Source organism: Deinococcus betulae, assembly GCF_020166395.1.
In the GTDB taxonomy this organism is placed as follows: domain Bacteria; phylum Deinococcota; class Deinococci; order Deinococcales; family Deinococcaceae; genus Deinococcus; species Deinococcus betulae.
In genome coordinates this window covers 25,266-41,757 of sequence record NZ_JAIQXU010000006.1, presented here as the reverse complement: position 1 = coordinate 41,757, position 16,492 = coordinate 25,266, and the positions used below count along the sequence as shown (strand labels likewise).

The following is a 16,492-nucleotide window of genomic DNA, read 5'->3' as shown; positions in this document are numbered from 1 at the left end:
GGCGGTCCTGACTCAAGGCGGCAGGGGCAGGCCAGATGACCCAGAGACGCTGGGCCATGTGCGCCATGCCGGCGCAGTTCCGCCGGGCTAGCCTGCCGGACATGACGACGGACGCTTCAGCCGGCTCCACGACTCCGCCCAGCTTCGTGCGGCCACCGCGCCTGGGGCCCGGCTCGCGGGTGGCGGCCCTAAGCCTGTCCAGCGGCTTTGTGACCGAGGTCATGCACCGCTACCGCGCGGGCGTGCGTCAGGTGGCGGGCGCCTTTGGCTGGGAGGTGGTGCCCGCGCCAAACGCTCTGCGCGGCCCCGACTACCTGGCGGCCCACCCTCAGGCCCGCGCCGACGACCTGCACTGGGCGCTGACGCAGGGGGACATTCACGGCATGGTCAGCGTGATCGGCGGCGATGACAGCGTGCGGCTGCTGCCCCACCTGGACCCTGACCTTCTGCGGGCGCACCCCAAGGCCTTCTTGGGCTTCAGCGACAGCACCGTCACCCTGACCCAGTTTCTGCGCGCGGGTGTCATGGCCTACCACGGCCCGGCCCTGCTGACCGACCTGGCCGAGAACGGCGGCCTGCACCCCTTTACCGTCCGGGGCCTGCGCCGGGCGCTGATAGACGAGCCGGCCCCCTTTGACCTGGAGCCGGCCCCGGAATGGACCGCCGGCGGGCCCGACTGGCGCGACGAGGTGGCCCAGGAGGTGCCGCGCACGTTCACGCCGGCTTCTCCCACAGAGGGCTGGACCTGGCTTCAGGGGGACGTCCCCGCCCAGGGTCACCTGATGGGCGGCTGCCTGGAGGTGCTGGACATGCTCAACGGCACGCCGGGCTGGCCGTCGCCAGCGCTGTGGCGCGGCGCTGTGCTGGCTCTGGAAACCAGCGAGGATGTGCCCCCGCCGCATCAGGTGGGCTACTGGCTGCGCAACTACGCCGCCCAGGGCATTCTGGCCGGGGCTGCCGGGCTGCTGCTGGCCCGCCCACGCGGCTACACCCCCGAGATGACGGCTGAACTGCACGGCTGGGTGAGGCGCGTGCTGGCCGAAGCTGACCGCCCGGAACTGCCAGTGGTCGCTGGCCTGGAGTTCGGGCACACCAGTCCGCAGCTGACCCTGCCCCTGGGCGCCCAGGCGCGGTTAGACCCGCAGGCCAGGCGCGTCACCATCTGGCCCTGAAGGCCCACGCATTGAAGGTCCAATCTTGCCAGGCCATGCGGGCCCAGAACTCAGGGGCCACCTCGGGTCACGGGTTCTGTGTTCCAGGCCGTCACCAGGCAAGCGAACAGCCCGACGCCGCCTCATAAAGTGGAAGGGTCCTGCAGAAGGCTCTAGAGCGACCCGGTTCAGAAATCCAGCTCACCGAATCGGCGTCTGGCGCGGTACTATGGGGCGGTGCGGCTGCTGTTGCTGTCTGATATTCATGCCAACCACACCGCGCTGCAGGCGGTGATGGCCGATGCGGCCGGGCGCCGCTACGATCAGGTCATCAGCCTGGGCGACGCGCTGGGGTACGGGCCTCACCCGCGCGAGGTGCTGGACGCCCTGCGCGACCTCGACGCCGTGTGCATCCTGGGCAACCACGACGATATGTTGCTCCAGTACGCCGGGGGCCGCAAGGAAGCCAAGGACAGCGTGGTCTCCATGGCCCTGCGCTGGCAGCTGGCGCGCCTGTCCGAGCGGGATATCGAGTGGGTGCGGCTGTGGCGCGACGGCATTGACGACCCCGATGTCGGCGCGCGCTACCGCCACGGCACCCCCAGCAGCCTGGATGACTACACCGACTCGGTGCCGGCGGCCCGCGAGGCCTTTACCCAGTGGCAGGGCCGGCTGGGCTTTGTGGGCCACACCCACAACCCGGCCGTCTACGCCACCCTGAATTCTCCGGTGGGCGACTGGATCAAGGTGCAGCACTTTCAGGACGGCGGCAGCTACATGGTGCCGCCCAGCACGCGCGTCATCCTCAACCCCGGCAGCGTAGGCCAGCCGCGCGACGGCAACCCACAGGCCAGTTACGCCGTCTACGATTCCTCACGGGCGCACTTTGAGGTCTTTCGCGTGAACTACGACATTGAGCGCGCGCAGGAAGCCGCCCTGGAAGCGGGCCTGCCGCAGGTGCTGGCAGCGCGTCTGGCCATCGGGAAGTGAGCGCTCCGGCCGCTGGGCTGCACAGCGCCCTGCTGGAACAGACCCTCCCCTTTGGCGGCAACGCCCTGCTGCTGACTGGCCCAGCGCGCGTGGGCAAACGCGCCCTGGCCTGGGCCATCGCCGCCCAGCACAACTGCAGCGGCACGAAAGGCATGGCGGGCGAGGCCTGCGGCGCCTGCGCGTCGTGCCGCGCCCTGGCCGCTGGGGGCCACCCCGACACGCTGCTGGTCGAGCCGCGCGCCACCACTGCTGCCGGCAAGGCGGCGCGGCGCAAACTGATTCCGATTGGTGCAGTGCTCTCGGGCCGCGACAAGGCGCGCGAATATGACACCCATGTCTTTGAATTTTTAGAGGTGCGCCCCACCTTTGCCCGCCGCGTGGTGATTGTGGACGGGGCCGAGCATCTGGGCCAGGAGGCCGCCAACGCCCTGCTGAAGCTGGTCGAGGAACCGCCGCACCGGGCGCTGTTCGTCTTTCTGGCCGAGGACCTGCGCGCGGTGCTGCCCACCATCGTCAGCCGCAGCGCCCGCCTGAGTGTCACGCCAGTGGCTGACCGCCTGCTGGAACGCGCCCTGACCCTGGCCGGTCAGGAACCAGATGCCGAACTGGTGGCTTTTGCCGCAGGCCGTCCCGGCGTGCTGGAGGTGGCCGAGGCTGTGCGCGCTGCTCTGGAAGACGCCCGCACCTTCACGCTGGCGCTGGACACGGGGCTGCTGCCTGCCCTTCAGGAAGCCGAGGGTCTGGAAAAGCGCTGGAATCCCACCTGGCACCCCGAAGCGCTGCGCTTTGCCTGGCGCGTGGCCCCGCCCCACGCCCGCGCCCGCGCCGACGCGGCCCTGAGCGCCTTGCAAGACGCGCTGGAAGCGTATGCCAGCCCCAGTCTCAGCTTCCAGGTGTTCGCCCTGAGCTTGCGCGACGCTTTTGGCTACGCCTAGCTGCCGGGTCTTGCGGGGTTCCAGCCTCTCTGATGCAGTTTTCGTCAGCAATGCCTACACCGCTGCGCCCAGAGGCTGAGATTCTCTTGCCCGATCTTCTCAGATTGAACCGTGGACAAAGCGACTTAGCCAGAGTTGGCCTGAATCCGCCTGTTCCATAGGGGGGCGCCCAGGTGTGTGCTGCCTGATGGGCTCAACGCCGAATGACGACGCTGTTCTATCTCAGAGCAAAACTCAGCGCCGCTCATAGTGTCTGAACGGCGCTGGGGCAAATTTGCTTAGCGGCACGCCAGCGCCAAACTCGGTCCTCAAGCTGATGAGGTGAGAATCATCATGCTGCTTCCCTGTCTCTTCAGATGACTCACGCCGCTGTTTCCCCTGGAGCCAATGAGGCGCGTCTCAAGTCGCTGGCTGCTAAGTTTCACAGTGCAGGGCATTCTTGACCCCGCCCACCCGCTCCTTGACGGCCTGAGTTTATTGCAGGTGCAGTCGGCCAAACCGATTGAGGAAAGCTGGCAATGGCTCAGGACTGGTCTCTGCCGCCGCTACACTGCCGGGCATGACTGCGCCCCGCCCCCAGACCCACGGCCCCGTGCGCCTGTGGTCCACGCCCACCGGCCCCCTTCAGGAAAATGCGCTGCTGATCGCCGGCGAGCAGAACGAAGGGTTTCTGATTGACCCTGGCGACGAGGCCGAGCGGCTGCTGGCCCTGGTGCGCGGCAGCGGCGTCACGGTGCGCGCCATTCTGCTGACCCACGCGCACTTTGACCATATCGGCGCGGTGCAGCCCCTCCGGGAAGCGCTGGGGTTGCCGGTGTTTTTGCATGCCGCTGACCAGCCTCTTTACCGGCTGGGGGCGGCGAGTGCGGGCCGCTGGAACCTGCCCTTTACGCAGCCTGAAGCCCCCGACCAGGAGATTGTCCAGGGGCAGACCTTCACCGCAGGCGACCTGACACTGACGGCCCGCGAAGTGCCGGGCCACTCGCCGGGGCATGTGGTGTTTACAGCGCCGGGCCTGGTGATTGCTGGCGATACGCTGTTTCAGGGTGGAATTGGCCGCACCGACCTGCCCGGCGGTGACCACCCAACCCTGCTGCGCAGCATCGCGGCCGAACTGCTGACCCTGCCGGAAGACACGGCTGTCTACCCCGGCCACGGCCCCCGCACGACTGTGGGCGCCGAGCGCAGGAGCAACCCCTTCCTGCGCTGAGGGCCGGGCGCCGCGCTTTCCCCAAGCGGGCGGCGCACCTCTCTGGCCTGCCGTGGGCGGGGTGCCGGCGCGTGTCCACCCGCTCTGCTGCGGCAGATCGCTGTTGACTGCCGGTGCGCTACCCTGAACCCATGCACAGGTGGCGTCCCTGATGCCCGGCGTGGGCGGTGGCCCCGGCGCGGGGCTGGGCGGACTGACGGACGTGAGTTACACCACGAACGCGGCCAACGCTCTGATTCATCTTTACCGCGCCGAAGTCGGCAAGATGACCGCCTACCGGCAGCGGCTGGACATGACGACCAACTGGTCGGTGGTCACCACCGCTGGCCTGGCGTCTTTTGCCCTGGGAGACGTGAACAACAGCCACGCCACCTTTCTGTTTTCCATGTTCATGAATTACTTTTTTCTGCGGTTGGAGGCGCGGCGCTTTCGCACCTTTGAAATCGCGCACCACCGGGTCCGGATCATGGAACGCTTTTTTTACCCGGCCATGCTGGGTGACCGCGTGGACCCCGACTGGCACCAGCTGCTGCTGGCCGAACTGAGTAAGCCGCGCAGCCCCATGTCCCGCGCCGACGCCCTGGGCTGGCGCCTGAGCCGCAATTACCTGTGGATTTACGCGGCGGTGCTGCTGGCCTGGCTGGCCAAACTGGATCTCAGCCAGCCCAAGGGGTGGATGCTGACCTTCCCAGAAGCCTTTGCCTTAGCCGATATCGGCAATTTTCCCGGCTGGCTGGTGTTCCTGGGGGTGGGCCTCTTTTACCTGCATCTGGTGTTTCTGGCGGCGCGCGCGGCCCAGACCTATCCGCTGGAAGAAGGGTAGGGAAGAGCAAACAGCCTCTGTGAACAGGCGTCACAGAGGCTGGCAATAGGAGGAGGCAGGTAGTCAGCGCCGTCCGCCAGAGCGCGGCGCGCTTTTGCGCACGCCCGCGTAGCGGTTGCGTTCCTTGCGGCGCTGGGTGCGGGTCGCTTTGCCGGTCTGCCCCGACGTGCGGGCGTCCACGCGGGCTTGCAGGCGGCGCGGCACAAAGGTGTCCACGTTGAGAAAGCGTGCCAGGGGAAGATACAGCGCCAGCACAAAGAGCAGGCTGCCCCACCAGGTATTCAGATACGGCCCCAGCGGCGTGAGGCTCAGTAGGCTACTCACCAGGGTCGCCACCAGGGCAAACAGCGCCACGCGCGCCGCCAGTTTCAGCAGTTTGCCGGTTGTAAAGCCCGGTTCTGGGTCGGGGGTGGTCAGCCAGCGCCAGAGGTTCATGCGCCGCCTTCCTCTATGGGGTCGGGGGCAAAGCGGCCCAGAGTCACGCGGTCACGAAAAGCCGCCAGGTCAGGGAACTCGCTCTGGCCGTCCAGGTGCAGGGTCAGGGTGGGTTTGTGCTGGGCAGCGGCGAGTCGTGCGGCGGCTGCCTGCGCTGCGCCGTCACGGGCCGGCACCGCCAGCACGAACCCGCGCACGGCGCTCTTGCCGCCCAGCAACGAGGCGGCCCCGAACAGTTCCCGGTCGCCGGGCGCCGCGTCGCCGGGCATCCGCTCGGCGCGGCGCAGGACCTCGGGGACACTCAGGTCCGTGCTGAACACCCCGTACAGGCCCAGCTCGTCCAGGGCTGCGCGCAGAGGGTGGGTCAGCAGGTGTTCGCCCAGCAGGGCGCGCGGGCCAATAACGGCCACCGTCACGCGGCTGCCCCGGCTGAGGACGGGCGGCGCAGCGCGGGCGTCCTGGCCCAGCGGGCGCACCTTTTCCAGGGCGCGGCGCACCATGCCGGCGTTCTGGGTCACGCGCAGCCCCACCTCGGCCGCTGTGTTTTCCAGCGCGTCCGGCTGGTCAGGCACCCCCAGCAGCGTGGGCAGCCCGCTGATGCGCCGCGAGAGCAGTTCAGGCAGCGCCTCGCTCCAGGCGTCGCCGCTGACGGCGGCCCACTGCGGTACGAGTACGGTGTCCACCCGCGTCAAGCCCAGAATGCGCCCCAGGGTCAGCTGCACGGTGGCCGGCTCGCCGGGCAGGCTTTCGCGGCCCAGCTCCAGTGCCTGCGCGTCGCTGACGGCGGGGGTCACAGGCGTGGCCCCCAGTTCTTTCAGATACGCCGCCCAGTAGCCCGGAAGCCGCGCGGCGCGTGATTCAAGCAGACCAACCCTCATTCTGGACAGTGTACGCCTCTGAGGGGCTGCCGCTTGTCCCGGTCAGGAGATGTGGGGCAAAGCGGAGCGGGATGTCCTGCCATGAAACTTGGGACGGGCGTTAGCAGGCCTCTTATTAGCCCACCCCAAGAGGGCTCAGGCATCCAGCCATGAAAGTTGAATTGCTCCTACACCCTACAACCCACGTCCCACCCCCTTTTTTACCCACTACCTTCCTCGGCGTCGGCCTTGCCTTCCAGTTTGGCCTGGGTGGCGGCCTCGGCCAGTTCCACGTCCTTGTCATCTATGTGACGCTGCTCGGTGTGGTGTTCAAAGAGTTCCTGGCGGGCGCGCAGTTTGGCCTGAGGCTGCTCCAGGCCGCCGCCTGTGCCCTGATGCACCCGCTGGAAGAACACCAGGGCCCCGCCGGCCAGGGCCAGCGCGCCGGCAAAATACAGCGTCTCTTGCGGCTCCTGCCAGCGCACAAAGTGCTCTAGAAAGGTCACCCCTAAAATCACGATGATGACCGATACGACTTTCTGTTCCAGGTCGGCCAGACTTTCCACGCCCAGCGCCGAGGTCAGGTTCAGCGGCGTGATGAACAGCGAATATAGCCCCACGCCAATCAGGTAAAACACGACCGCCTTGAGCATGGTGCTGACGATTTCCAGGAACTCCACGGCCAGGTCGCCCTTCTGGCTGGCGACGCCCTCCACGAAGGTGTCGCGCCACGAGTCCCAGATGGTCACCAGGGCCAGCAGCGTACCCTGCAAAAACAGGCTGAACGACACCAGCAGCACGGCAATGACGGCAATCAGCACCACGAAGCGCGTGCGGCCAATCACCTCACTGAACCACTCGCGCTTGGAGGGTTCCTCTGGGGGCTGGATGGACGGCGGGGCAGAGGGGCGGGTCACGCTGACATGATGCCCACAGGGCCTCGCCAGGCGGGTACGCCCAGCTTTACGGTTGCCTGAGGGTCGCTATGCTGGGCCGTGTGAGTCCCGCTGACGCCCCGCGCCTGACCCTGCCCGAGCCGCTGCGCCGCGCGCTGCCCGCCGCCCGCTGGGAACGGGTGACCGGCGGAGCAAGTGGCGCGTCGGTGTGGCGCAGCACCCGCTTTGTGGTCAAGGTTCAGCCCCGGCAGGCGCACGCGGGCAGCACCTTGCAGCAGGAGCGCGAGCGGCTGCGCTGGTTTGCCGGGCGGGTGCCGGTGCCGGAACTGGTGGGCTTTGAAGTTACCCCGGACGCCGAGTACCTGGTCATGACGCGCGTGCCTGGCATTTCCATGAGTCACCCCGACGCCCTGCTGCACCCGGAGCGGGTGGTGACCCTGCTGGCCCGCGCCCTGCGCGAACTGCACGCCCTGCCCATCCGTGACTGTCCGTTTACCCGCACCCTGGCCGTGGCCCTGCCGCTGGCCCGCGAACGGGTGCAGGCTGGGGTGGTGGATGAAAGCGACTTTGACGAGGAGCGCCAGGGCCGCAGCGCGGTCAGCGTCTTTAACGAACTGGTTCGCACCTGCCCCGCCCAGGAGGATCTGGTGGTGACCCACGGCGACGCCACCCTGGACAACCTCCTCGTCAGCGGCGAGTACGTGGAGGGCCTCATTGATCTGGGCCGCGCCGGGATCGCGGACCGCCACACCGACCTGGCCCTGGCCTGGCGCGAAGTCCGTAGTGAACTGGGCGACGTGTACGCCGGGATGTTCCTTGATCTGTACAGCCGCGCGCTGGTGAATGAGGGCAAGCTGGCGTATTACACGCTGCTCGACGAATTGTTTTGAGGGGAAATGGCCAGGGGTAAGTGGGAAGTGGACAAGCCCTGATTCTCCGTCAACTCTCATTTGGTCGGGGGTTGGGCGCCAGGTTTACCGTGTGTTCTCCAGAAAAGCGAGTGCCAGTGGCCAGAACGCCAGCACAGGACAGCCCATAGCAACCAACCAGAAACGCGCGCGTGGCGGCCAACTCAGGACAGCGAACCAGAGGACGCCGCCTACCAGCAGAGCGACCCCAGACAGTTCTCACCACTGCCAGGTGATGACGTCTTCCAGCTGCTCCATTTTCTCCAGGCTGCCAGACCTGCGCTGGTGAGCGCGCCCCTCTTTTGATGCAAGGTCCGTAGGCAGAGACACCATCATTTCGTTTCCAACTACCGACCTCTTCGCCTCAGGCAGATAGTTCTGAGCTGCAAATCTTTCACAATCTCTGATGACTGTTGCGCGCTCCTATTCAGTGGTGAGTGAGCGGTGCTTTTCCCACTTTCCACTTCCCGCCGTTACGCCTTTACCCAGTCCCGCAAATAGTCGGCCACCAGTTCGCTGACGTTCACGCCGTCGCGGGCAGCCTTCTCCAGTTGGGCCGCCTTTTCCTCGCGCGTGATGGGCAGCCATAGCGCCACGTACTCCTGCCCGCCCTCCTGCTTAGACTCGCCGCCCAGTTCGTCGCGCTGCACAAAGCCGGTCTTGTCCATGTCGTTTCCTCCTGTCTCTGAATGGGCGGCCTCGGCGCCGGCCCTCATCAGCCAGTCCACCACTCGCGCTTTCAAAAAGCGCCATTCCCGCCCAACCTTGCGGCCCGGCACCTCGCCGCCGCGCACCAGGGCGTAGGCGGTCGTCTCGCTCACCTTCAGGAAGGCGGCGAGTTCTTCTAGGGTCAGTACCTCATGGGCGTCACTCATGGGTAGATTCTGCCACCTCCTCTCAGGTACCGCTATCTTGCGCTATCTAACATTTATTGTCAACTGATAGCGCAAATTGGTATCAGTTGGTGGTTGTTGCGGGTCACCCGGTTTCTCTCTGGCCTGCGTGGTCTACTCCAGGGCGTGAAGACACTGGGCCGACTGGTCTCCCACCACCCCTGGGCCATCCTGCTGGTCTGGTTGCTGGCCGCACTGCTCAGCATTCCGTTTGCCGCCCGTGCACCCGCCGCCCTGAATGCCGACCCGGCGGGCGGCCTGACCGATGCCGAGGCCACCCGCGTGACGGCACTGCTGCGGGAGCGCTTCAACGAGCGTGACACGAATACGGTGGTGCTGGTCACCCGCAGTCAGCCGCCGCTGACCACGGAGGCCGGGCAGGCCACCTACCAGAGATTTCTGGATGGGCTGGAGGAGGTCGTGGGGGTTACCCGCGTGACGGGCGCGCAGGCGGGCGGCCCTCTGCCCACACAGGCCGGGGACGGCGTGCTGGCCCTGACCTTGGCGCAGATCCCGCTGGAAGACGGTGCCACCGAGACCCTGCGCCGGGTGCGCGCCTACGCCGAAAGGGCCGAGAGTGCCGCGCTGGATATCCGCGTGACTGGCGGGCAGGCCATTGCCGACGACTTCACCGAGTTTGCCGAGTCGGACACCAAACGCAGCGAACTGACCGCCCTGCCCCTGATCGGCGTGCTGCTGCTGCTGGTCTTTGGCGCGTTGGTGGCGACCGGGCTCCCGCTGGCGGTGGGCATGCTGAGCATCAGCGTGGCGATGGCCGGGCTGTACGGCCTGACCCGCGTGATGGAGGTCAGCACCTTTGCCCAGAGCGTAATTACCATGCTGGGCCTGGGAGCGGGCATTGACTACGCCCTGCTGATGGTCAACCGCTTCCGGGAGGAATTGAAGCGGGTCCCGTCCCCTCGCCAAGCCGCCGAGCGCACGGTCCAGACGGCCGGCCGCAGCGTGGCCTTTAGCGGCTTGACGGTGGCCATTGCGATGGGTGGGCTGATTCTGCCGCCGATTTCGTTCGTACGCTCGATTGGGATTGGCGGCGTGCTGGCGGTGCTGCTGACGGTGCTGGCCTCGCTGACAGCCTTGCCGGCCATGCTGGCCCTGCTGGGCGAGCGGGTGAACAGCCCCCGCCTCCTAAAGCTCACCTGGGCGCAAAGTGGCGAGGCGTCCGCGGCCTGGACCACCTTTGCGCGGCGGGTTACTGCCCGGCCCTGGGCGGCGGTGCTGGCGTCAGCCGCCCTGCTGCTGGTGCTGGCGGCGCCTGCCTTTCAGATGAGGACCGGCTACGCGGGAGCCTGGGGGCTGACCCCTGGTGTCGAGAGCCGCGACGCCCTGAAAGATGTGGAGGCGCTGGGCGCGGGCGGGCTGCTGAGCCAGTTCGAGGTGGTGCTGGACTTGCAGGGCCAGCGCTACGGGCCGGCTGACCGCGCGAAGTTTCAAGCACTCGTGGAGGATCTGCGCGGCCTGGACGGGGTGAAGGGCGTGCTCAGCCCCTTTGTGACTCCAGCCGATTTAACGGATACGGCGGGCAGCAATGCCGACGCCCTGGCCGCCCTGAGCGTCTTGACCACGCGCTCCTTTAGCCAGGACCGGACCCTGCTGCGGGTAACGGTGGTGCCTGACCGCACCCTGCGCGCCCGCGAGATTCCGCAGCTTGAGACGCAGCTGCGCCGGAAGCTTGAGGCCAGCGGCTACGCCTACCTGCTGGGCGGCGCGCCCATCGGCGGCGAGGAATTCAGCCGCGCCATCACCGGGTCACTGCCCACCGTCATCCTGGCTGTGTTTGCCGGCACGTTCCTGCTGCTGATGGTGGCTTTTCGCAGCCTCCTGATTCCCCTCAAAAGCATCCTGATGAACGCCCTGACAGTAGGGGCCGCCGCCGGGGTGGTGACATTGGTGGTGCAAAACGGCGTGCTGGCCGCGCCGCTGGGCATTCCAGCCGATGTGGGGGTGCTGGACGCCAGCCTGCCAGTGCTGCTGTTCGCCGTGATGTTCGGCCTGAGTATGGATTACGAAATCTTTTTGCTCTCGCGGGTGCAGGAAGAACACCTGCGCGGCGCCAGTAACGATGAAGCGGTGGTGCTGGCGGTGGGGCACACCGCCCGGATCATTACCAGCGCGGCCATCATCATGTTGATTGTTTTTACCGCCTTCATCTTTGGCCGCGTGGTGGCCAGCAAGAGCATCGGCCTGGGCCTGGCCGTGGCGGTGGCCCTGGACGCGACCCTGGTGCGCCTGGTGCTGGTGCCCGCCTTTCTCAAGCTGGCCGGGCGCTGGAACTGGTGGCTGCCCGCGTGGCTGGACCGGCGGCTGCCGCACATTCGCCTGGAGCATTGAGGGGTGTGGGGCGTAGGTCGAAAAATGGGGCGCAGTGCAAAAGAAGCGTGGGCTGCGGAGATTTCCCCCACACCCCACGGCCTGCATCTCACACCCTAGCTTTGCGCTTTCTTGCGGCGCACGAACCAGACCACCGCCACCACCGCCAGCACGCCCAGCACCACGTAACCGGCTGGCCCCACGTACTGCTCCACGCGGTCGTAGTTTTCGCCCAGCAGGTAGCCGGCGCCCGCCAGAATGGACGCCCAGATGGCCGACCCGATGGCGCTGTAAATCAGGAACTTGGGCAGGGGCATTTCGCTCATGCCGGCGGGCAGGCTCAGGAGGCTGCGAATGCCCGGCACCAGGCGGCCAAACAGCACCGCCTTGGTGCCGTGTTGGTCGAACCAGTCGTCTGCTTTTTTAATGTCCTTGCCGCTGAGGGTCAGCCACTTGCCGTATTTGTCGGCCCACTTCACCAGCTTGTCCTCGCCAAAGACCCGGCCCAGGTAGTACAGCGGCAGGGTGCCCAGGACGCTGCCCGCCGTGCCCACCACGATCACCATGACAATGTTCAGGTCGCCGCGCGACGCGGCAAACCCGGCCGAGGGCATAATCAGTTCGCTGGGAATGGGCGGAAAGACGTTTTCCAGAATCATCAGCAGCAGGATGCCCACGTATCCCATGCTGTCCATCAAGTTCTGCACCCATTCGGCCATGCCCCCGAGGGTAGCGAATTCTGGGGCAGCCCGGCCTCCATCTAAAGTGAAGTCCACTTCACGCACGCGCCCTCTACACTGGCCGCATGACCCTGCACGCCGTAATTTTCGACTTCGACGGCACCATACTGGATACCGAGACTCCCGAGTTTCAGCACTGGCAGGCGCTGTACCGCCAGCACGACCGCGAGCTGCACCTGCACGACTGGCAGCGCGGCATCGGCACCTGGGACGCCTTTGACCCCTGGGCGGGCTTGCCAGCGCATGTGCAGGCTGACCGCGAGACGGTTCACGGGCAATTGAAAACGGCGGTCCACGCGGCCATTGAGGCGGGCGATATCCGGCCTGGTGTGCGCGCCGTGCTGGACGACCTGCGCGCCCGTGGGCTGCGGCTGGCCCTGGCGACCAGCAGTGACCGGGCCTGGGTGACGCGCTGGCTGAGCCACCACGGGCTGCTGGAGCATTTCGAGGTGCTAGCGACCCGCGACGATGTAGCGCGCGTCAAGCCTGACCCGGAACTGTACCTGCTGGCGGCGCGGGGGCTGGGGCTCAGGCCGGCTGACTGCCTGGCCGTCGAGGACAGCCTGAACGGCGCCACGGCGGCGGTGGCGGCTGGGATGCGGGTGGTGGTCGTGCCGAATGACGTTACGCGGTCACAGCCGTTTCCGCCCGACTGGGCGCGCATAGAGGGCTATGAGGGGGGCGTGGCGGGTCTACTGGCGGCAGGGCTAGGCGAACTGTAGGACCTCAGTTTTCCTGACTGGAGGGCAGCGTAGGCTGAAGTATCAGGCGAACCGTTCACAGGGGCATCGGATACCCAGACCAGTCACTGGCGGCGACGCTGGCTCAACCTGACTGGTGCCCAGTGACCAGCGGCTGAGAGTCAGCTTCATCTGCATTGGAGAGCAGCACCCAGGACGACTCTGGAGTGACTTTGAAGGCCGCGCAGTAGCGTGCAGCTCTCCCTGCAAGTCAACGCTTCTCGCTTCCGTAGAGTGGCTTGAGCAGAGTGCAGCCACTTGCGGGAGTTCTACAGCACATAGTCCCGCGTCGCCTCGCCAAGTTTCTCTGTACTTGCCAAGAGACAAAACGAAAAAAGCCCCTCTAAGAGGAGCTTTCGTGCTGGTCGAGGCGGCGAGATTTGAACTCACGACCCCTACCACCCCAAGGTAGTGCGCTACCAGGCTGCGCTACGCCTCGACGGCCAGCCACAGAACTATAGGCAACCGGCCCGTTCCAGTCAAGAGCACTCTCGCTTATGCACCGGCCGACCCAGGTGGCTATTCTGCGCTGGACATGACACTGACCTTTGACGAGAAGTTGCGGAATTACGCGCGGCTGGCGGTACAGGTGGGCTTAGGGATCAAAGAAGGCCAGCGCGTCCTGGTGCAGGCCCCGGTGGAAACAGCGCAGCTCGCCCGCCTGGTGGTCCGCGAAGCCTACGCGGCCGGCGCCAGTTTCGTGGACGTGCGCTGGGACGATGACGACGTGCAACTGGCCCGCTTTGAGTTGGCTCCGGACGGCAGCTTTGAGCAGATCAGCAAGTGGCGTGTGGACGCCGAGATTGAAACCGCCGAGGCGGGTGGGGCCGTCATCGCCATTCGCGCCACCAACCCCAACCTGCTGGGCGGCGTGGACGCCGAGCGCGTGGCCACGCACCAGCGCACGCTGGCCGCCTACCGCCGCCCCTACACCGCGCAGGTGATGACCAACCGCCTGAACTGGAACCTCATCAGCGCGCCGGTGTCAGGCTGGGCAGAGCTGATGTTCCCCGACGCCAGCGGCGAGGAGGCGGTGGCCCAGCAGTGGGACGCCATCTTTGCGGCCACCCGCGCCGACCAGCCAGACCCGGTGGCCCTCTGGGACACCCACCTGGCCGACCTGAAACGCCGCCGCGACCTCCTGACCGAGAAGGGCTACCACGCCCTGCACTTTCAGGGCGGTGAGACCGACTTGACGGTGGGCCTGGCCGACGGGCACGTCTGGGGCGGCGGCGCGGCCGACACGCCCGGCGGTATTACCTTTACGGCCAACATCCCGACCGAGGAAGTCTGGACTGCCCCGCACCGGGAGCGCGTGGACGGCACCGTGGTCAGCACCAAGCCGCTGTCGTACAACGGCACCCTGATTGACGGCATCCGTATCCAGTTTGAAGGCGGCCGCATCACCGGGGCCAGCGCCAGGCAAGGCGAGGCGGCGCTCCTCAAGATGATTGAGACCGATGAGGGCAGCCACCGCCTGGGCGAGGTGGCGTTGGTGCCGCACTCCAGCCCCATCAGCCGGTCGGGCCTGTTCTTTTACAACACCCTGTATGACGAGAACGCCGCCAGCCACATCGCCATTGGCAGTGCCTACCGCTTTAACGTCAGGGGCGGGGTGGACCTGAGCCTGGAAGAGTTTCAGGCCAGGGGCGGCAACGACAGCCTGACCCATGTGGACTGGATGATTGGCAGCGGTGAGATGAACGTGGACGGCCTGACCAAGGACGGCGAACGCGAGCCGGTCATGCGGAACGGCGAGTTCGTGATTTGACCTGACTGGAGGGACCCCCAGAAGAAGGCCGGGAGCATCTGCCTGAGGGCCAGAGGCGAGGCCCAGAACAACCGGCGGTAGACCTCTTGGGCACAGGCTCGCGGGGTCTGCCGCCGGCGCCGTCAGGGTTCTGCCAGAGCGGTCCTTTACCCTGAAGCCATGACCGGGTATCAGGCGCAGGAAGCCCTGGAAGGCCGCTTTGGTGGCGTATCGGACGGTGTGGCCCTGAGCGCCACTTGGGACGGCGCGCGCTTGACAGGCCGCGTCGGCGGCTACGTGGACGGCACCGATGTGGCGGTCTGGCTGGACGGGCACGCCCTGGTCGGCCGGGTGGGCGGCGTCACCCACGGGTTCGATGTGCGCGCCAGCATTGCTGCGGGCGTCATGACCATGCGCCTGGGGAGCTTCACTGAAGGCACCGACGCGACCCTGAATTTCACGCCTGACACCGTGACGGGCCGCTACGGCTCATTTACGGACGGCCTGGACCTCAGCCTGCGCCATTACGCCGGCGAGGTGCGGGGCCGTTTTGGCGGCTTCACGCGCGGCGTGGACACCCGGCTGGACTTAGGCGCTGTGCCGTTTCCTCTGGGCGCCCTGCTGCTCACCTGTGCCCTGCGGCTGTGGCTGGAGCAAGGGCGCGCTCTAACCGCCAGCCGCTGATATAGATTCCGCTTCGTTACGGCATTGCTGGAAGGGCTCCGTCTGCGCCGCCATACCGAGGAATCTGTGCCCTGTCTTTCTCGCTCTCCTGTGAGCTTGAAGAGCTGCCAGGCAGAGCTGTCCAAGTGCATCCAGATGCCACCCGGCATTCTGCTTGACTCAATCGGAGGCCGCATCAGCCGCTCCTGAAGCCTGCGCCTCCATGATGCCTGTCCATATTGCACGTCTGCCCATTTGATTGCACGGCTCGCTCCAGCGGAATCTGGCCCGGCCAATGTGGATGCCACTCAACCACTTCTTAGGACAACAAAGGAAGTGACTGTAAAAGACAACTGTGTGGGCGGCCTGGAGAGGCACTTCTGGCCGCCGCTGTACGGCTGCTAGTGTCAAACCGCTGGTACACACCATCCAGGCTGCGTCTGGCTTACAGCTTGTCTCCGACATGAATGGCGGCAATGCCGAACGTAAGCAGGCGGTGGCGGGTGCGAAAGCCCGTGGCCTGCATCAGTCGTTCCAGATGCTGCGGGTCGGGAAAGGCCAGCACGCTGGCGGGCAGGTAGGTGTAGGCCGCTGCGTTGCCGCTCACCAGGCCGCCAATGCGCGGCAGCAGGTGCTGAAAGTAAAAGCGGAAGGCGGCCCCAAACAGCCCCGGTCCTGGCGGCGGGAACTCCAGAATGACGGCTCGCCCGCCCGGCGCCAGCACCCGCCAGAACTCTGACAGGCCACGCTCGTAGTCGGCAAAGTTGCGAAAGCCGAACGCGCAGGTCACGGCGTCAAAACTGCCGTCGGGGTAGGGCAGGTTCAGAGCGTCGCCTTCTTCCAGGCTGACCTGCAGGTGGCGGGCGGTGGCCTTCTGGCGGCCAATCGCCAGCATTTCCGGCACGAAGTCGCTGCCCACGACCTCGGCCTGCGGGGCGCGCGTCTTTAGCTCCAGGGCAAAGTCGGCGGTGCCGGTGGCCACGTCCAGCACCCGCGCAGGGCTCAGGGCCAGCGCTTCCTGGGCAGCGGCGCGGCGCCAGCCCCGGTCCACCCCTAGGCTCAGCACACGGTTCAGGAGGTCGTAGCGGGGCGCAATCGAGGCGAACATGGCCTGCACGTCCTGGCCCCGCTCCTGTTTGTCGCCCACGGCGGGCCGCTTGGTCATAGGGTCAT

At 66.6% G+C, this 16,492-nt stretch carries 16 protein-coding genes and 1 tRNA gene; 10 read left to right on the top strand and 7 right to left on the bottom strand.

Annotated elements, in window-relative coordinates; genetic code table 11:
• Positions 1–101 precede the first annotated feature (101 nt).
• The 5 genes from K7W42_RS06360 to K7W42_RS06340 all read left to right on the top strand — a co-directional run bounded on the left by K7W42_RS06360 (position 102) and on the right by K7W42_RS06340 (position 5,109).
• Positions 102–1,172, top strand: coding sequence for a S66 family peptidase (locus tag K7W42_RS06360; RefSeq protein WP_224573221.1), 1,071 nt, complete (start codon positions 102–104; stop codon positions 1,170–1,172).
• 216 nt (positions 1,173–1,388) lie between these two features.
• The gene (locus tag K7W42_RS06355) at positions 1,389–2,141 is read left to right on the top strand and encodes a metallophosphoesterase family protein (protein ID WP_224573220.1); all 753 of its coding nucleotides are present in this window, start codon (positions 1,389–1,391) and stop codon (positions 2,139–2,141) included.
• Positions 2,138–3,076, top strand: coding sequence for a DNA polymerase III delta subunit-related protein (locus tag K7W42_RS06350; RefSeq protein ID WP_224573218.1), 939 nt, complete (start codon positions 2,138–2,140; stop codon positions 3,074–3,076). Before K7W42_RS06355 ends, K7W42_RS06350 begins: the two co-directional genes overlap by 4 nt.
• A 559-nt stretch (positions 3,077–3,635) precedes the next feature.
• Entirely contained in the window at positions 3,636–4,286 is a 651-nt protein-coding gene (locus K7W42_RS06345; RefSeq protein WP_224573216.1) for an MBL fold metallo-hydrolase, read from the top strand.
• Positions 4,287–4,437: 151 nt separating this feature from the next.
• On the top strand, positions 4,438–5,109 hold the full coding sequence (locus tag K7W42_RS06340; RefSeq protein WP_157460079.1) for a DUF2270 domain-containing protein: 672 nt from the start codon (positions 4,438–4,440) through the stop codon (positions 5,107–5,109).
• A gap of 63 nt (positions 5,110–5,172) precedes the next feature.
• Here the strand turns inward: K7W42_RS06340 and K7W42_RS06335 are convergent, their stop codons facing one another.
• The 3 genes from K7W42_RS06335 to K7W42_RS06325 form a co-directional block, all read right to left on the bottom strand.
• The gene (locus K7W42_RS06335; RefSeq protein WP_224573214.1) at positions 5,173–5,544 is read right to left on the bottom strand and encodes a hypothetical protein; all 372 of its coding nucleotides are present in this window, start codon (positions 5,542–5,544) and stop codon (positions 5,173–5,175) included.
• Complete coding sequence (locus K7W42_RS06330; RefSeq protein WP_224573213.1) at positions 5,541–6,422, bottom strand: hypothetical protein; 882 nt, start codon at positions 6,420–6,422, stop codon at positions 5,541–5,543. Before K7W42_RS06330 ends, K7W42_RS06335 begins: the two co-directional genes overlap by 4 nt.
• 200 nt (positions 6,423–6,622) lie before the next feature.
• A complete protein-coding gene (locus K7W42_RS06325; RefSeq protein ID WP_224573212.1) occupies positions 6,623–7,318 on the bottom strand; it encodes a YqhA family protein in 696 nt (231 codons plus the stop codon).
• 80 nt (positions 7,319–7,398) lie between these two features.
• Here K7W42_RS06325 and K7W42_RS06320 point away from each other — a divergent pair, with 80 nt between their 5' ends.
• Positions 7,399–8,187: an APH(3') family aminoglycoside O-phosphotransferase gene (locus K7W42_RS06320; RefSeq protein WP_224573211.1), complete on the top strand. Its 789-nt coding sequence runs from the start codon at positions 7,399–7,401 to the stop codon at positions 8,185–8,187.
• A 491-nt stretch (positions 8,188–8,678) separates the two neighbouring features.
• On the opposite strand, the gene K7W42_RS06315 is transcribed toward K7W42_RS06320, so the two are convergent.
• Complete coding sequence (locus K7W42_RS06315; protein ID WP_224573210.1) at positions 8,679–9,080, bottom strand: helix-turn-helix domain-containing protein; 402 nt, start codon at positions 9,078–9,080, stop codon at positions 8,679–8,681.
• A gap of 144 nt (positions 9,081–9,224) precedes the next feature.
• On the opposite strand from K7W42_RS06315, the gene K7W42_RS06310 reads away from it, so the two are divergent.
• On the top strand, positions 9,225–11,447 hold the full coding sequence (locus tag K7W42_RS06310) for an MMPL family transporter (RefSeq protein WP_224573209.1): 2,223 nt from the start codon (positions 9,225–9,227) through the stop codon (positions 11,445–11,447).
• A 95-nt stretch (positions 11,448–11,542) separates the two neighbouring features.
• Here the strand turns inward: K7W42_RS06310 and K7W42_RS06305 are convergent, their stop codons facing one another.
• Positions 11,543–12,145, bottom strand: a complete 603-nt coding sequence (locus K7W42_RS06305; protein WP_224573208.1) for a DedA family protein — start codon at positions 12,143–12,145, stop codon at positions 11,543–11,545.
• An 86-nt stretch (positions 12,146–12,231) separates the two neighbouring features.
• Here K7W42_RS06305 and K7W42_RS06300 point away from each other — a divergent pair, with 86 nt between their 5' ends.
• A complete protein-coding gene (locus K7W42_RS06300; RefSeq protein ID WP_224573207.1) occupies positions 12,232–12,888 on the top strand; it encodes an HAD family hydrolase in 657 nt (218 codons plus the stop codon).
• A gap of 380 nt (positions 12,889–13,268) precedes the next feature.
• On the opposite strand, the gene K7W42_RS06295 is transcribed toward K7W42_RS06300, so the two are convergent.
• A tRNA-Pro gene (locus tag K7W42_RS06295) sits at positions 13,269–13,345 on the bottom strand.
• Between the two features lie 96 nt (positions 13,346–13,441).
• Between K7W42_RS06295 and K7W42_RS06290 the strand changes: the two genes are divergently transcribed.
• Together K7W42_RS06290 and K7W42_RS06285 are read left to right on the top strand one after the other, a co-directional pair.
• Complete coding sequence (locus K7W42_RS06290; RefSeq protein WP_224573206.1) at positions 13,442–14,677, top strand: aminopeptidase; 1,236 nt, start codon at positions 13,442–13,444, stop codon at positions 14,675–14,677.
• Between the two features lie 159 nt (positions 14,678–14,836).
• On the top strand, positions 14,837–15,340 hold the full coding sequence (locus tag K7W42_RS06285; RefSeq protein WP_224573205.1) for a hypothetical protein: 504 nt from the start codon (positions 14,837–14,839) through the stop codon (positions 15,338–15,340).
• Between the two features lie 424 nt (positions 15,341–15,764).
• Here K7W42_RS06285 and ubiE read toward each other — a convergent pair whose 3' ends face one another.
• Complete coding sequence (gene ubiE / locus K7W42_RS06280; protein WP_224573203.1) at positions 15,765–16,484, bottom strand: bifunctional demethylmenaquinone methyltransferase/2-methoxy-6-polyprenyl-1,4-benzoquinol methylase UbiE; 720 nt, start codon at positions 16,482–16,484, stop codon at positions 15,765–15,767.
• Positions 16,485–16,492: the final 8 nt, after the last annotated feature.

Excerpts from the sequence above, each read along its gene's own strand:
- K7W42_RS06360 (WP_224573221.1), top strand. The coding sequence starts at position 102 with ATGACGACGGACGCTTCAGCCGGCTCCACGACTCCGCCCAGCTTCGTG.
- K7W42_RS06345 (WP_224573216.1), top strand. The coding sequence starts at position 3,636 with ATGACTGCGCCCCGCCCCCAGACCCACGGCCCCGTGCGCCTGTGGTCC.
- K7W42_RS06340 (WP_157460079.1), top strand. The coding sequence starts at position 4,438 with ATGCCCGGCGTGGGCGGTGGCCCCGGCGCGGGGCTGGGCGGACTGACG.
- K7W42_RS06335 (WP_224573214.1), bottom strand. The coding sequence starts at position 5,544 with ATGAACCTCTGGCGCTGGCTGACCACCCCCGACCCAGAACCGGGCTTT.
- K7W42_RS06330 (WP_224573213.1), bottom strand. The coding sequence starts at position 6,422 with ATGAGGGTTGGTCTGCTTGAATCACGCGCCGCGCGGCTTCCGGGCTAC.
- K7W42_RS06315 (WP_224573210.1), bottom strand. The coding sequence starts at position 9,080 with ATGAGTGACGCCCATGAGGTACTGACCCTAGAAGAACTCGCCGCCTTC.
- K7W42_RS06305 (WP_224573208.1), bottom strand. The coding sequence starts at position 12,145 with ATGGCCGAATGGGTGCAGAACTTGATGGACAGCATGGGATACGTGGGC.
- K7W42_RS06300 (WP_224573207.1), top strand. The coding sequence starts at position 12,232 with ATGACCCTGCACGCCGTAATTTTCGACTTCGACGGCACCATACTGGAT.
- K7W42_RS06290 (WP_224573206.1), top strand. The coding sequence starts at position 13,442 with ATGACACTGACCTTTGACGAGAAGTTGCGGAATTACGCGCGGCTGGCG.
- K7W42_RS06285 (WP_224573205.1), top strand. The coding sequence starts at position 14,837 with ATGACCGGGTATCAGGCGCAGGAAGCCCTGGAAGGCCGCTTTGGTGGC.
- ubiE (WP_224573203.1), bottom strand. The coding sequence starts at position 16,484 with ATGACCAAGCGGCCCGCCGTGGGCGACAAACAGGAGCGGGGCCAGGAC.